This is a genomic window from Enterococcus mediterraneensis (genome assembly GCF_900604485.1).
GTDB lineage: Bacteria > Bacillota > Bacilli > Lactobacillales > Enterococcaceae > Enterococcus_C > Enterococcus_C mediterraneensis.
In genome coordinates, this window is record NZ_UWOP01000001.1 from 1,415,189 (window position 1) to 1,430,500 (window position 15,312).

Below are 15,312 nucleotides of genomic sequence, written 5' to 3' on the forward strand. Positions count from 1 at the left end.
GAGGTTTTGTGAGGCATAGTGAAGACGAGAAAGACCTTTATGTGGAAAAATGAAACTAGATCTTCCCAACTAGTAGAACCATCACTTATACACAACTTTAAAATCCTCAAAAATAATCTCCAAATCCTCGGAGAAGGAAAATCCCAACTCTTTTCCGATCGCGGTGAAAAATTCAATGTGATTGTTCCGCCATGATTCCAGATCCTGGTCTTCGCCTTCTCGTTTACAAATATCATAGGTCATTTCGCTGAATATAAGTTTCGATACAGCGGTGGTCTCAATGATACATTTTGGATTTCCGGAAAAATCCGTTACAATCGACAAATCGCCTATTTGCGGCAGTTTGCTGTTTGTCAATTCGTATTGATAAAGGCAGGAAGTCGTCGCTGTTTTGACGCCTTGTAAAATAAGCGCCAATAATTTTGTAGCGGTATGTTCATTGTGTCCGAAATACGCGGCCTCTAAACATTTTGTGTTTGGATTCTTGTTTGTTTCTAGTAAAAAACGATCCCAATAAGCTTGTACGTTACGCTCCATGATTCCTCCTAGATACTTTGCTATTCAGCGATTTTCAAATGTAGATACTAAAATTTTATCATTTAAATCAATGATTTCCTATTTTGGGTTGAATTATCTCTGTTATTGCTGCATTGATGATCGGGATTTTGTTAATACTGAGGAAAATGCGTGACATAGATTTATGGTGGTTATACTTAGTACTAGTTATTATCACGGGAGCGATCACCGCACAACTTTGGTTTCCGTCAGTATTTGGCATTGATTTGCTTAAACTTTCGACTAAAACATTGCTTTTTGCCAATATTGTGATGTCGGTTATTATTTTCCTCATACTTGGAAGACCGGTTCATTTTATAGTGAAAGCTTTAAAAAGAAAATAGACCTTTCGTCATATATAATCAATTTTGGGTATAACACTATTAAAATTCATTTACGTCAGAAAAATCGGAGTTTCCCCATGTTTGTATTCTGTATCGCAGGAGTAATCAAATATGGATTATTTGATTACTTTTTGTAATTTATTATTCTGTCAATTAACTTGCTATCGTGAGGATAAAAGCTAGATTGTGTATGATATTTAGGGTTTTCTGCTTTCCACTTATGATATTTTTGTCAATTTTTCTGAAGCCAATCTATAAGTTAATTCGCATGTTTTTTACATAGAGGCGTGGAGATTTTTTTGATTTAGCCCTTTTACTCAACTCTGATAACTGATTCAGAGGTTAAGTCAAAACTTTCTTGAATTGGTGAGAAGTCAGATATTTCTTGTACTTGAGCCAGTTCCGCAAGTTGAGCCATGGTCTTTTGTCCATCACCTTTAGTATAAAATTTCAAACCACTGACGCGGATGCCATCCACACCATCCTCAAATTCTATTTCGGCTTGGTGGTCTGTCATGTAGAGCAACAAGTCCTGTTTCCAAAGCTCACTGACAAATCTGTCACCACTCAGACCTTTTGGTTCAATGAAGATTTGGAAGTAAAATTCACTATTTTCAAGGAATAAAATGAAGTCGGGTTGGAAACCTTGCAGGTACATATCTACGGTTTCGCCTGCTCGATTAATCCGTGATCCGTATTGATGTAGCTTTAGCTTTTCACTCTTAGCTGACTCACGGTGCATATTTTCATCCATGCGGAACAGGTAGACCGCTTTATTATACTTCTGTTTCAACTCAGTCACATGCGCCTTAATACGCTCAATTAGCTCATACTCTAACTTATTAACGATAGCACGGTCATAAATGTAAAAATCTTCCTTCATGTCATAAACTGCTACTTTTTGATTTGCTTCATTCAAGAAGGTGGCAGTGTCATACTCGGGAACACGTTTGTTATAGCTAGTTAGGTATTCACTGATAGGATAACCTACAAATCGATTCGTACCACGTTGCTTGACGTAGCCAGACTTGAATTTAACTTCGAACTCTTTCAAGAGATCAATCGTAACTTTCAAAACCTCGTCTGGTGTAATATCGCTAGACTTATATTCTTTGGGAACGTTCAAGAACAGTTTCAGCTTGCTAGCATTAAGCCAGTTTTCCCCATAGATAAAATCTTTCATGGAGTTTACAAGTGGTAGATACTTCTTCAAGTTGTCAAACTGGTAGAATTCAAGACGTTGAATCGCTTTCTTGATATAGCGGTCATCAAACTTTTCAACGTGAATTTGTTTTGTCTCAGTAAATGCAACAGTCGCTTGATAGGATACCTCACGGCTACCATAATTCAAATTTCTGGAAATATCCGTCTTGTGATTGATTCCGTATTTCTCAATGGAATCAAACCAATCATCTGCCACATCCTCAGCTTCGTTGTAGTAGATTTTGCCTGTCTTGTAAGTTTCAGTTCTCTTGAATGTAGGTTTTAACTTAATTTCAACAGGTGGATTCTTTTTGTCTTGACCCGTTGGCAAATCCATTTGCTTCAATGACCCAACAAGCTGTTTTAAGTATTGTGGTTCATTCATAGTATGGTAGTGCAAGGTTTCAAGAAATAGTTGCTTGTTTGAGCTGTCGCCATCGTATCGACGTTGATAGCTTTTCACGCCATCTAACTCAAATGGATAGTATCGAGCACCACGACCAATGAGTTGCGCTTCAACCATTGTGGCATTTTTGTTTGTCGTAGCTTCCTGTTCAATGCGGACAATATCATAGAGGTTGAGAACATCCCATCCCTCAGTCAGTTTAGCTACTGCAAAAACCACACGATAAAGGTTGTTTGGACTTTCAAGCGTATTCAAGGCTTCATATTGCCCTTTTTCAAGCATATTTCCACTTGTGTCATTAGCATTTAACACATTTCTAGGGTCAAAATCCTTCTTAATTTCACGGACGATTTTTGCAAGGTTATCTTCATTTTTGAGGTAGTAGTTGTAAGCCAACTCCAAGGCTGAACTCTCATTACTATCTAGGACTTGTTGACGTTTAATGAACGCTAACAGGTCCGCCACGTTGAGATTCTGAATCAAGTCATTAAAGACCTTGTTAGCTTCCATGGAGACCGCAACTTTTGCAGACTTAAACATAATTACGGGTTTAAATGTCCCAGTGACACCTTCAGAATAAGCACGGTATTTTCTGAACTGAGAAAGCAAGACAACGTTCAACATTTTATCTTGGTCGCTTGCGGACGTTTCAATTCGTTTAACCTGCTTGGAGTAGCCATCAAACATGAATTGATTCAACGGGTAGCGGTAAACCACCTTATCCCGATATTTGTTATAGATAACTTCTTTATCAAAATCGACAGTTGCTGTAAATTCAAGGAGCAAGTTCTTTTGTTCTCTGTCATCACGAGCACGCAAGATTTTGTTAATGGCTGATTCCCAAGTGTTCTCGGCTTCTTTTTCAGACTTGGTACTTGCGGAATAATGATGGGCTTCATCCGCTAAAACTGCAACAGGTTGATTCTCATAGTCAGAAAGCCCCATGGTGTTTTCTTTCAAGACAAACAAGTCATCCGATACCTTTTGAACCGAAGATAACTTGATGTAAATGGTATTGTCTTGTTGAATCCGTGGAAAGCGTTCAACCTGCTTGATGAAGATGTGCTTTCCATCAATTTCAATCTTGTCTTGAAATAAGTATTTTTCACTGTTCTCATTGACCAAGTTATCCTTGGTTTTCATCAAAACTGAGTTGGTATTGACGATAAATAAGAAGTTACGATAGCCGTGCTCTTGATAGAGGTAGAGGATAAGTCCCGCCATCAAGTCAGTTTTACCTGAACCCGTCGCCATGTTAAACAAAACGTGTTGAGGGTTTGGCTTAATTTGCGTTTGCGTATAGTGATAGTTTCGGATGGCTTCATCTTGATAGTCACGCAAAGTATGGACTAGATTTGCATTGATATACTCAGGAATTTCATAACCTTGGTGCTGACTGAACAAATCTTTTTCAGCTTGTTCTGCCTGATTCACAAGGGGAAATTGACGAGCGTTAGCAGGTGCTTTCTTTGCTTTTGCCATCCTAGTCACCACCCTCATAGAAAGTTTTGTTGAAGGTGTAATCTTCATCAGAGATTAGGTCACGGACGTTCTTATCATCAATTTCAGAATAGTTATAGTAAAGCCCATTCTTATCAAGAAGTTTTACAAGTAGACGTTTATTTTCATCAAATCCTTGTAACCAATCAATCTTAGTTAAATCGGCACGGAAGGAAATGTCAGCAGGTTCATCCGTATCAGTTCCAGAAAGCATAAGCACATACACCGCTTTTAATTCGTCAAAGTCTTTGGCATGGATGACGTCTTGCAAGTAACCCATATTTTTAGGGAACAGTTCAGCATAAACAAATGATCCCCCACCTTGCCAGTTGACATCTTGTGTCAATCCGTTTTTATCTTTTCCAGCAATAACATTATTAAGGCGGTTAATTTCAAGCTGAACTTGATTTTCCATTTGCTCTAAAGAGATGAATTTTCGGTTCATCTTCATAGCAGCAGCAGCAGTAGAACCTGAACCTCCAAAAAAGTCGAGAACAGTATCTCCTTCATCTGAAGCCATCTCAATTATTTTGCCAAGCAACCTTTCAGGCTTTTTACCATTTGGAAACTCAACCTGTCCCTCTTTATTGACATTTTTTGTTTCGCCTACATAATTCCAAAAAGTCCCTGCTTTTTGAGTCTTGTAGACTGTCCCGTTTTCATCAACCTCGACAACATCTGATAGCCAAGCAAACAGGTTAAATTTATTTCCTGAATAGAACTGTTTGTATAATTTTCCTTTATTTCTACCACTTCTTGGAACATATTCAATGGACATCAAAGGATTGTCAGTTAACCCAAGCTCTCCCCACTTATCCATAACTCGAGTTCTAATACTTGACTGTGGCATAGTACCACGATAAATCTTGTCATAATACTTCTCATAGAAGTCTTTTTCAGAAAGTCCTTCAAGTTTCATCTGCTTGCTAATAGCAGGAATTTGGAAATTGGAATGTTTATACATTCGAATTTCATCTCCTGAACCATCAACAGTTGAACCTACGTATTCTTTAGTACCTTCATCAAGAAGTAAGTTGTTGTATTTCCAAGATTTACCTTCGGCCCGATATTCTTCAAGCTGCTCTGAAATTTCTTGCTTCTCATACACAGCAGAAAATGGGACAGCCATCTCGTAATTCTTTGAATAAACCGTAATGAACTCAACGTTTTTCTTTAAGCGTTTATCTTCTCCGCCACCAGAAGCACCTGCTATGTTTTTGAACAATACGGAAATTGTATTTACATACTGCTCACTTCCAAAAATTGAATCCATCAAAACTTTCAGATACGCCTGTTCTGAGTCATCAGTCTGAATAAAAATGTATCCATCTTCTCTTAAAAGTTCTCTGGCGATTTCAAGCCGATTCTTCATGAAAGTCAACCAAGCAGAATGATTAAATCTGTCATTATACAAAAATGAGTCCGACCCAGTATTATAGGGTGGGTCAATATAGATAAGCTTTATTTTTCCTGTGTAGTGCTCTCTTAGTGTATGCAACGCCAACAGATTATTTCCTTTGATAATCAGATTGTCTTTCTCCTTATCAAAAGAAACAATCTCATTATCTACCGCTGTTCTGTGTTGTGCTGTCTGATTATCGCCAAAGCGTTTGACATTCACAAACACTTTCTTATCAAAAAGGCGGTCAATTTCGTCTTTCTCGATAACTTCATTTAAGAATGCGTCATCATAACCATCCTCGTTATCCTCTTTAGTCATAGAAGCGGTAAGTACCCCATCTTTGAACGGAAAATCTAAAACGACATCTTGGCTATCTTGTAAGAATTTCCCTTTTGAAGCTAACCCCACACGATTTTCATACTTGGTGTAGCTCGTGTTCCAATAATCGTTATAAAGAACTACTTCCTCCAGTTGTTCAATTTGAAAGAGTTTTTGCCCTGCCACTTCCTTGATGAAATGTTGCTTGATGAAGTCTACTTCAAACAATTTACTCAAAAGTGTTTCATCATAATTTCGTAAATCATCCGTGAGTTTTGAACGGTTCAGTTCTTCTCCAACAAAATATTTTCCATCAAAAGAAGAAAGTGCCGTTTTCAACTCATCAAAAATCTTCGGCTCAATTTTTGCCATCCCGTTCATCTCCTTAATAGTTTATCTCTTAAATTATAGCATTGAACGCCTTGTACTATACAGTAAGAATAAATAAAAATCCTCCCACCGACAATCATTCAGTGAGAGGATTTTGGCAACAATTTAAATCATTTTAGGTCTCCAAAAGTCGTTTGAGTTTTAGCTAAACACAGTTATATCAATGTTTATAATGCTATAAAGTGTCACTACTTTATTCCCACTCCACTGTTGCAGGTGGCTTGCTGGTGATGTCATACACGATGCGGTTTACGTGAGCGACTTCGTTTACGATGCGGACGCTGATTTTTTGCAATACATCCCATGGGATACGAGCAAAGTCAGCAGTCATACCGTCGATAGAGGTCACTGCGCGGATGCCGACTGTGTAGTCGTAAGTCCGGCCGTCGCCCATAACTCCGACAGAACGGATGCCAGGCAGAACAGTAAAGTATTGCCAGATATCGCGGTCAAGACCGGCTTTGGCGATTTCTTCTCTCAAGATCAAATCAGAATCGCGAACGATTTCTAATTTTTCTTCGGTGATTTCGCCAAGGACACGGATACCTAGTCCGGGACCTGGGAATGGTTGGCGCCAAACGATCTCGTCAGGCATACCTAATTGAGTACCAAGTTCACGGACTTCATCTTTGAACAATGTGTTCAATGGTTCGATCAATTGGAATTGCATGTCTTCAGGCAGTCCGCCAACATTGTGGTGAGACTTGATAGTTTGGGCTGTTTCTGTTCCAGATTCGATGACATCGGTATATAAAGTACCTTGGGCTAAGAAAGAAACTCCTTCTTGGCCAGCAAGTTTCGTTGCTTCGTCATCAAAGACGTAGACGAATTCATTTCCGATGATCTTGCGTTTTTCTTCTGGATCAGATACGCCTCTTAATTTATCTAAGAAACGATCTTTCGCGTCAACTTTGATAATGTTCAGACCAAATTTGCCGCCAAGACTTTCCATAACTTGTTCTGCTTCGTTTTTCCGCAACAAACCGTGGTCAACGAAGATGGAGGTCAATTGGTCACCGATGGCTTTTTGTAAAAGAACGCCGACAACACTGGAATCGACACCGCCGGAAAGACCTAACAAGACTTTTTTGTCACCGACTTGTTCGCGGATCTTCGCGATCTGCATGTCGATAAAGTTATCCATCGTCCAATCGCCTTTACATTGGCAGACATCTAAAGCAAAATGTTTCAACAGCTCATTGCCGTATTCAGAGTGACGAACTTCTGCGTGGAATTGGATTCCGTACATTTTCCGTTCATGATCTTGGATCGAAGCGATGGGGCAGTCTTTGCTGGTAGCTACGATTTCAAAACCTTCTGGTGCTTGTGTGACTAAATCACCATGGCTCATCCAAACAGTTTGTTTCTTCGGCGTACTTGCGAATAATTCCGCCTTGTCGCTTAAAATCTCAAGTTCTGCTTTTCCGTATTCACGGTTTTTAGCAGGTTCAACTTTTCCGCCTAATTTATAAGTAATCAATTGCATACCATAACAAATCCCTAAAACTGGAATCCCTAGTTCAAGGATCTCTTCATCGATGCCAAAAGCACCTGGATCATAGACACTGTTTGGACCTCCAGAAAGGATGATTCCTTTTGGATTGATAGCTTTGACTTCTTCGGCAGTGATACGATGGCTCAATAATTCTGAGAAAACACCGAATTCACGGATACGACGAGTGATCAATTGGTTGTACTGACTACCGTAATCAAGCACGATAATTTTTTCAACGTTTGGCATGTTGTCAACGTTTGTCACAATTATTACCTCTATTCCTTAATTAGATTTATTGAATGAAAGATTGCTCTTTCCCAACAGCTGTTTAATATTTGCGAAGATAGATCTCATCGATCAAATGCTTCTTGGTTTTATGCAAGATTATATCTGCTCTGCTGCGTGTAGGCAAGATATACTCCTTTAAATTCTTCAAATTCACATTTTCCCACACTTGCTCGGCCAATTGCAAGGCTTCTTTTCGATCGCCGATAGCAAATTGGTAATAATAATTGGTAGGATCTTGGAAAGCAGTGTCCAGCAATTGCTCGAAACGCTCTAAATACCACTGTTCGATCAATTTTTGATCAGCGTCCACATAAATCGAAAAATCAAAAAAGTCGCTGACATAAATTTGCTGGTTCGCCGGCAACTGCAATGTGTTGATTCCTTCAACGATCAGAATATCCGGCTGTAAGATCGTTTCATATTCTCCTTCAATAATATCATAGACATTGTGTGAGTAAATAGGGATCTTGATTTCCGGCTGACCGGACTTCACTTCGTTTAAAAATTGGATCAGGCTTTCCATATTATAGCTTTCAGGAAATCCTTTGCGATCCATGATGCCCCGTTCTTCCAAAATCTTGTTGGGATACAAAAATCCATCTGTGGTGATCAATTGTACATTCCGACGAGGGAATAAGCGGTCTAGAAGCGTTTGGACCAGGCGAGCAGTCGTTGATTTTCCGACAGCTACTGATCCAGCGATGCCGATAATAAACGGCGGCATCTTTACATAGCGATGTAAAAACAACCCTTTGCTTAATGTCAATGATTCAAATTCCTTCATATATAAATGAATCAAATGACACAGCGGGATATAAACATCTTCCACATCCTGCATAGAGATGCGGTCATTCAAACTTTTGATATTGTCCAATTCATCTTGCGTCAACGGCATTTTGCCGTTGTTATAAAATCCCTGCCACTGTTTGCGGGGAATTCGATAGAAATTCATCTTTTCATCCATGAATGGTTCTCCTTTATAGACTCGCGAACATTTTAACACAAAATCAGCGGCAATATTAAGAGAAACCAAAAATAAATGCAGTCGTTTTTCCTTTGTGCTAAGATGAAGTCAAAGAAACGAGAGGAAGTCAGCATTAAATGAAAAAAATTGTGATTTATGGCGACAGCATCGCTGCAGGACTGTATAATGGCGAAGAAACAGCTATATTAGATGAAAGTATTCAAGACGAGCTGGAAAAACAAGGATTTTCCGATGTAGAAGTCGTCAATTTAGGGGTACGGGGAGCATCGACAGCTTCTGCTCTTGAAAAAATCGATACAGCTGTCATGGAAAAACCGGACATCTTCGTGTTGAATGTGGGGATCAATGATGCTATCAATATCCGGGACAATCAAGCGGATTATCAAGAAAATCTGCAAAAGATGATCCACGCCTTTTCAGCTGAAAAAGTGATCTTAGTCGGTCCCAGCTATGTAGATGAAAGCATCAAGACACAAACTGATCCCGAAATTTTACAAGAGTATCGCGCCACTGCGCAAAAAACAGCTGAAGCAAACAATGTCAGCTTTATCGATGTGTACCATTACATGACACTTGCTTCACCGAAAGATTATTTGCAAGAAGATGGTTTGCATCCCTCAAAAAGCGGTTATCAGCTGCTAGGTGAATTGATCGCTAAAGAGATAAAAAATAAATGGAGAGAAACAAATGACTAACCATTATTATTCAGAACGTCCTGACACGGCGCATGATTTTGAAGAATGGCAATTTGAACTAAAAGGCAAAACCTTTCAATTTGTAACAGACAGCGGCGTTTTTTCTAAAAAAACTGTTGATTACGGATCGCGGGTATTGATCGATGCGATGTCTGACGAAAATCTGCCGGAAGGGACCCTGTTGGATGTCGGTTGCGGTTATGGACCTATCGGCTTGTCATTGGCAGCTGCCTTTCAGCGTCCGGTAGAGATGATCGATATCAATGAGCGGGCTGTTGATCTGGCAAAAGGCAATGCAGCACGAAATCATATAAAAAACGTTGATATCCATACTTCTAATATCTATAAAGATGTTCATCAAACTTCTTACGCAGCCATCGTCAGCAATCCGCCGATTCGAGCAGGCAAAGAGGTTGTTCATGAGATTTTAGAAGGAGCTTACGATCTATTGAAGCCAGAAGGTACCTTGACGATCGTGATCCAAAAGAAACAAGGCGCTCCCAGCGCGAAAAAGAAAATGGCAGAAGTGTTCGGCAATGCGGAAATCATCCACAAAGACAAAGGCTATTACATCATCCAAAGTGTCAAAGCATGATTTTAAGCAGAGTTTCCTATCAAAAGGGCAACTCTGCTTTTTGTTTTACTAACTCTGAAACCGATTTTTTGTAGGATGAAAATCGGCTATTTTTTTAGAAAAAAATTTGGTACACTGGATTGTAAGATAAAAGAGGTGGAAAAATGAAGCTGACAATCAGACAAATCGCCGAAATGGCAGGGGTCTCCGTAACAACGGTCTCACAAATTCTCAATAACAAAGGCACACGTTTTAGCGATGAGACGCGGCGGCGTGTTTGGGAAATCGTTAATAAATACCAATACAAACCGGATTTTTTTGCTTCTAATCTGATCAACCGTCATTCGAAAACGATTGGTATGATCGTCCCCGATGTCACGGATTTTTTCTTTTCTAAAATCGTCGAAGGGGTCGAACGCTACGTCAATCCACTAGGTTATATGATCGTGCTGTGCAATTCGCAGCAAAGTCAGGAAAAAGAGCTGAGCTATATCGAAGAACTCAGTCATCGTTCCGTTGATGGTATCTTATTGGCAACACCCAACAAATTGCCGGAAGAGTATAAACTGGATGGTTCTTTTTATCGCAATATCCCTATGATTTTGATCGATCGCGGGATCAATCAAAGAAGCCGGGGCCGCTTGATCGTCAAAGAATACGAAGGCGCCTACCAAGCTGTTTCCTACCTAATCGAAAACGGTCATCGTCATATCGGGATGCTGAAAGAAAGTACCGGTTATTATCAATTGGAAGAACGTTATAACGGTTATCGAAATGCATTGAAGGATCATGGAATCTCTTATAAAAACAAATACATCGTCATCAATGAGCTGACCGTTTCCGGAGGCTATGAGGCGGCGAAAGAATTATTGAAACAAAAGGAGATCACAGCGATTTTTTGCAGCAATGATGCGATGGCGATCGGTTGTTATCAAGCTATCTATGAGCTTGGGAAAAAGGTTCCTGAGGATATCTCCGTGGTAGGATTTGACGGATTGAAACTTTCGGAATACGTGACACCGCCATTGACTACGGTTTTACAGCCGAGCTTTGATATTGGTTTCCATGCAGCCAAGTTTTTAGTCGATGCAATCGAGTTTCCTGAAAAGCGAATCCCGAATAAAGTTTTCGATACTAAATTAATTATTCGTGAGAGTGTGAGGCCATTGACAACCGATTAAGAATACTGTATATTCCTTTTGTAAGCGCTTAATTAAAGTTTTACAGAGTTAGTAAACTGTTTTACTAAAGTGGTTTACCAGAAGCCAGAATGTTGTATAATAATTAGAGGTATAGGGGGTAAAACAATGCGAATGGTGGATTTGATCGAAAAGAAGCGTGACGGACATGTGTTATCTAAAGAAGAAATCGACTTTATTATAAAAGAATACACGAATGGAACGATTCCTGATTATCAGATGAGTGCGTTATTGATGGCAATTTTTTATCAAGATATGACTGACGAAGAAATCACGAATCTTACATTAGCGATGGCCTACTCAGGAGAAGTGATCGATCTTTCTTCGATTAAAGGGATCAAGGTAGACAAACATTCGACAGGCGGTGTCGGTGATACTACGACATTGATCTTGGCGCCATTAGTAGCCAGTGTCGGTGTTCCTGTAGCTAAAATGTCGGGACGTGGATTAGGATTCACCGGTGGAACATTGGATAAACTAGAAGCGATCCCCGGTTTTAAAATCGAACTCTCTGATGAAAAATTCACCGAGATCGTCAACGAAAGCCAAGTAGCCGTCATCGGCCAGTCCAGCGAACTAGCCCCAGCGGACAAAAAATTGTATGCATTGCGAGATGTTACCGCAACTGTCAATTCAATTCCGTTGATCGCAAGCTCCATCATGAGCAAAAAAATCGCGGCCGGTGCAGATGCGATCGTTTTGGATGTGACTACAGGAGACGGCGCCTTCATGAAAAATCTTGAAGATGCCCGCCGTTTAGCTCATACGATGGTACGGATCGGCAAATTAGCCAATCGACAAACAATGGCGATCGTTTCTGATATGTCACAACCATTAGGTGAAGCAATCGGCAATAGTTTGGAAGTCGTTGAAGCAATCGAAACGCTGCAAGGCAAAGGCCCCGAGGATCTTTTAGAAATGTGTTATGTCCTAGGCAGCCAAATGGTCGTGTTAGCTGAAAAAGCCGCGACTCTTGAAGAAGCCCGAAGCATGTTGGAAGAAGCATTACATTCCGGCAAAGCGCTAGAAAAATTCAAAGAAATGATCCGCAACCAAGGTGGAGACGAACAAGTCGTCGACCATCCCGAGAGATTGCTGACTGCCAAATATGAAATAGAATTACCTGCACAAACATCTGGTGTCGTTACTAAATTAGTCGCAAACGAAATCGGGATCGCCGCTATGATGCTGGGAGCCGGACGCCAAACAAAAGAAGACAGCATCGATTACGCTGTCGGCTTGAAACTCCATAAAAAAATCGGCGATCAAGTAGCAGAAGGCGAATCGCTACTAACGATCTACAGCAACAAAGAAGCTGTCGAAGATGTCAAAAAACTGCTATACGCGAATATTGAAATCGGTGAAAACGGCGAAGAACCGCCATTGATCCACGATATCATTACAGAATAAGGAGAGAAAAAAATGGAATTAAACAGAATGATCGACCACACAATTTTAAAACCCGAAGCAAAAGAAGAGGATGTTTTACGTATCATTGATGAAGCAAAAAAATATCACTTCTACTCTGTCTGCATCAATCCAACATGGGTGAAATTTGCCGCTGAAAAATTAGCTGGCGAACCAATCGCCGTTTGTACAGTTATCGGTTTTCCTTTAGGTGCCAACACATCTGAAGTCAAAGCATATGAAACGACAGACGCTATCAACAACGGTGCAGATGAAGTCGATATGGTCATCAATATCGGCGCATTGAAATCAAAACAATACAAAAAAGTCCAAAGTGATATCGAAGCAGTTGTCCAAGCGGCAAAAGATCGTGCATTAGTTAAAGTGATCATCGAAACAGCTTTATTAGATAAAGAAGAAATCGTCAAAGCTTGTGAATTAGCGAAAGCAGCCGGCGCAGACTTTGTTAAAACATCGACTGGGTTCTCAACAGGCGGTGCGGTAGCTGAAGATGTACGCTTGATGCGGGAAACAGTCGGTCCAGAAATGGGTGTTAAAGCATCTGGCGGTATCCACAACGAAGCAGAAGCAATGGCAATGGTGGAAGCCGGTGCCAACCGCTTAGGTACAAGTGCCAGTGTTGCAATCGTCACAGGATCAACTGGAGCAGGCTATTAAGGAGAAAATGATGGAAGCAAAAGAAGAATGGATCAGCACGGCAACTGAGGCATTAGATAAAGCCTATGTTCCCTACTCACATTTTCCAGTAGGAGCTTGTCTAGTGACGAAATCCGGAAAAATCTATCAAGGCATCAATATCGAAAATGCTTCTTTCGGGTTGACTAATTGCGCGGAACGAACAGCGTTTTTCAAAGCAGTTTCTGAAGGAGAAAGAGAATTCAGTCATCTGGTAGTAGCTGGGCATACACCGGAACCAATCTCACCATGCGGTGCTTGCCGACAAGTGATGGCAGAATTTTGCCACCCAGACATGCCGGTGACTTTGGTAGGAGACAACGGAGCCATCAAAGAAATGAGTGTACGGGAGCTGCTGCCATACGCTTTTACAGAAAAAGATCTATGATTCAGATTCATTCAGTCCGCGTGGCTGTTGAAAAATAAAAATTATTTTAGGGGGATTTACAAAAATGAAGACAGCAAAAGTATTTGGTCTTGGCGCATTAGCTCTAACAAGTGCTCTAGTTTTAGGCGCGTGTGGCGGCGGCAATGGCGGATCTACTGATTCAACCGGCGGAGGAGCATCAGATGGAAAAACAGATGCTGAACACAGTGTAGCGATCGTTACTGATATCGGCGGTGTTGATGACCGTTCATTCAACCAATCTGCCTGGGAAGGTCTTGAAGCATGGGGGAAAGAACATAACATCGCAAGAGGTACAGGCGGTTATGACTATATCCAATCAAACGATGCTTCAGAATATACAACGAATATCGATTCAGCTGTATCTAATGGTTTCAATACGATCTTTGGTATCGGCTACTTGTTAGCAGACGCAGTCTCAACTGCAGCGGATGCAAATCCTGATACAAACTTCGGGATCATCGATTCTGTCATTGAAGGCAAAGACAACGTCGTATCAGCAACCTTCAAAGATAACGAAGCTTCTTATCTAGCTGGGGTTGCAGCTGCTGAAACAACTAAAAACGACAAAGTCGGCTTCATCGGTGGTGAAGAAGGTGTCGTTATCGACCGTTTCCAAGCTGGTTTTGAAAAAGGTGTAGCAGACACAGCTGAAAAATTAGGTAAAGAAATCACTGTAGACGTAAAATACGCAGCATCATTCGGCGACCCTGCAAAAGGGAAAGCTTTAGCAGCTGCTATGTTCCAAGACGGCGTTGATGTGATCTTCCATGCTTCAGGCGGTACCGGTGCTGGTGTCTTCCAAGAAGCAAAAGCAATTAACCAAAAATTGAACAAAGATGACGACAAAAAAGTTTGGGTCATCGGTGTAGATAGCGACCAACAAGCTGAAGGTGAATACAAAACAGCAGACGGCGAAGATGATAACTTCACATTATGTTCAACACTTAAAGGTGTAGGTGCAGCTGTTCAAGATATCTCTACTCGCGCATTGAATGATAAATTCCCTGGTGGAGAACACCTTGTTTACGGATTGAAAGACGGCGGTGTTGATTTGACTGAAGGATTCCTTTCAGACGAAGCTAAATCTGCTATCCAAGATGCAAAACAAGAAATCATTGATGGTAAAGTTGAAGTACCAGAAACACCAGAGAAATAATAATTGATCGACTGGAATTATGATATAAGTCAACGCTGATCAAAATACACGAACTAGATAGCTCTGGTACAAACCACTAGTGGTTTGTACCAAGAAGCTATTAAACAGCAGCAGTATTGTTCGGGTGTTTTCTAGTTTGGCAGACTTGGATCATGGTTCCAGTTCTCATAAAAAAATCGTTCTTTATGAAAGAGTGATTTGGGGGATTTTTCATAAGGAAACGATTTCCTTGGTTTATTGAAGTATAAAAATGTCTGGTCGTTGCAGCTGAACAAAAGAAAAAGGAAGTG

Annotated in this window: 12 protein-coding genes; 7 read left to right on the forward strand and 5 right to left on the reverse strand. The window is 40.5% G+C overall.

Annotated features, from left to right (window positions below; translation table 11 throughout):
* Positions 1–81: 81 nt before the first annotated feature.
* The 5 genes from EFB00_RS06890 to coaA form a co-directional block, all read right to left on the reverse strand.
* Positions 82–537: an ASCH domain-containing protein gene (locus tag EFB00_RS06890; protein ID WP_122646124.1), complete on the reverse strand. Its 456-nt coding sequence runs from the start codon at positions 535–537 to the stop codon at positions 82–84.
* Positions 538–1,212: 675 nt separating this feature from the next.
* Positions 1,213–3,990: a DEAD/DEAH box helicase family protein gene (locus EFB00_RS06900; protein ID WP_122646126.1), complete on the reverse strand. Its 2,778-nt coding sequence runs from the start codon at positions 3,988–3,990 to the stop codon at positions 1,213–1,215.
* 1 nt (position 3,991) lies between these two features.
* Positions 3,992–6,100 carry a DNA methyltransferase gene (locus EFB00_RS06905; RefSeq protein ID WP_122646127.1) on the reverse strand — a complete coding sequence of 703 codons (2,109 nt, stop codon included), beginning with the start codon at positions 6,098–6,100 and terminating at the stop codon, positions 3,992–3,994.
* 211 nt (positions 6,101–6,311) lie between these two features.
* On the reverse strand, positions 6,312–7,877 hold the full coding sequence (gene guaA / locus EFB00_RS06910) for a glutamine-hydrolyzing GMP synthase (protein ID WP_122646128.1): 1,566 nt from the start codon (positions 7,875–7,877) through the stop codon (positions 6,312–6,314).
* A gap of 64 nt (positions 7,878–7,941) precedes the next feature.
* Positions 7,942–8,865: a type I pantothenate kinase gene (gene coaA, locus EFB00_RS06915; protein WP_122646129.1), complete on the reverse strand. Its 924-nt coding sequence runs from the start codon at positions 8,863–8,865 to the stop codon at positions 7,942–7,944.
* A gap of 137 nt (positions 8,866–9,002) precedes the next feature.
* Here coaA and EFB00_RS06920 point away from each other — a divergent pair, with 137 nt between their 5' ends.
* The 7 genes from EFB00_RS06920 (at position 9,003) to EFB00_RS06950 (ending at position 15,022) form a co-directional block, all read left to right on the forward strand.
* Positions 9,003–9,581, forward strand: coding sequence for an SGNH/GDSL hydrolase family protein (locus EFB00_RS06920; RefSeq protein WP_122646130.1), 579 nt, complete (start codon positions 9,003–9,005; stop codon positions 9,579–9,581).
* Positions 9,574–10,176 carry a class I SAM-dependent methyltransferase gene (locus EFB00_RS06925; RefSeq protein ID WP_122646131.1) on the forward strand — a complete coding sequence of 201 codons (603 nt, stop codon included), beginning with the start codon at positions 9,574–9,576 and terminating at the stop codon, positions 10,174–10,176. The genes EFB00_RS06920 and EFB00_RS06925 overlap by 8 nt, the downstream gene beginning before the upstream one ends.
* A 143-nt stretch (positions 10,177–10,319) precedes the next feature.
* Complete coding sequence (locus EFB00_RS06930) at positions 10,320–11,336, forward strand: LacI family DNA-binding transcriptional regulator (RefSeq protein ID WP_122646132.1); 1,017 nt, start codon at positions 10,320–10,322, stop codon at positions 11,334–11,336.
* Positions 11,337–11,462: 126 nt separating this feature from the next.
* The gene (locus EFB00_RS06935; RefSeq protein WP_122646133.1) at positions 11,463–12,764 is read left to right on the forward strand and encodes a pyrimidine-nucleoside phosphorylase; all 1,302 of its coding nucleotides are present in this window, start codon (positions 11,463–11,465) and stop codon (positions 12,762–12,764) included.
* A 12-nt stretch (positions 12,765–12,776) separates the two neighbouring features.
* Entirely contained in the window at positions 12,777–13,439 is a 663-nt protein-coding gene (gene deoC, locus EFB00_RS06940; RefSeq protein ID WP_122646134.1) for a deoxyribose-phosphate aldolase, read from the forward strand.
* 7 nt (positions 13,440–13,446) lie between these two features.
* Complete coding sequence (locus EFB00_RS06945; RefSeq protein ID WP_164709442.1) at positions 13,447–13,845, forward strand: cytidine deaminase; 399 nt, start codon at positions 13,447–13,449, stop codon at positions 13,843–13,845.
* Positions 13,846–13,909: 64 nt separating this feature from the next.
* Complete coding sequence (locus tag EFB00_RS06950; RefSeq protein WP_122646135.1) at positions 13,910–15,022, forward strand: BMP family lipoprotein; 1,113 nt, start codon at positions 13,910–13,912, stop codon at positions 15,020–15,022.
* Positions 15,023–15,312: the final 290 nt, after the last annotated feature.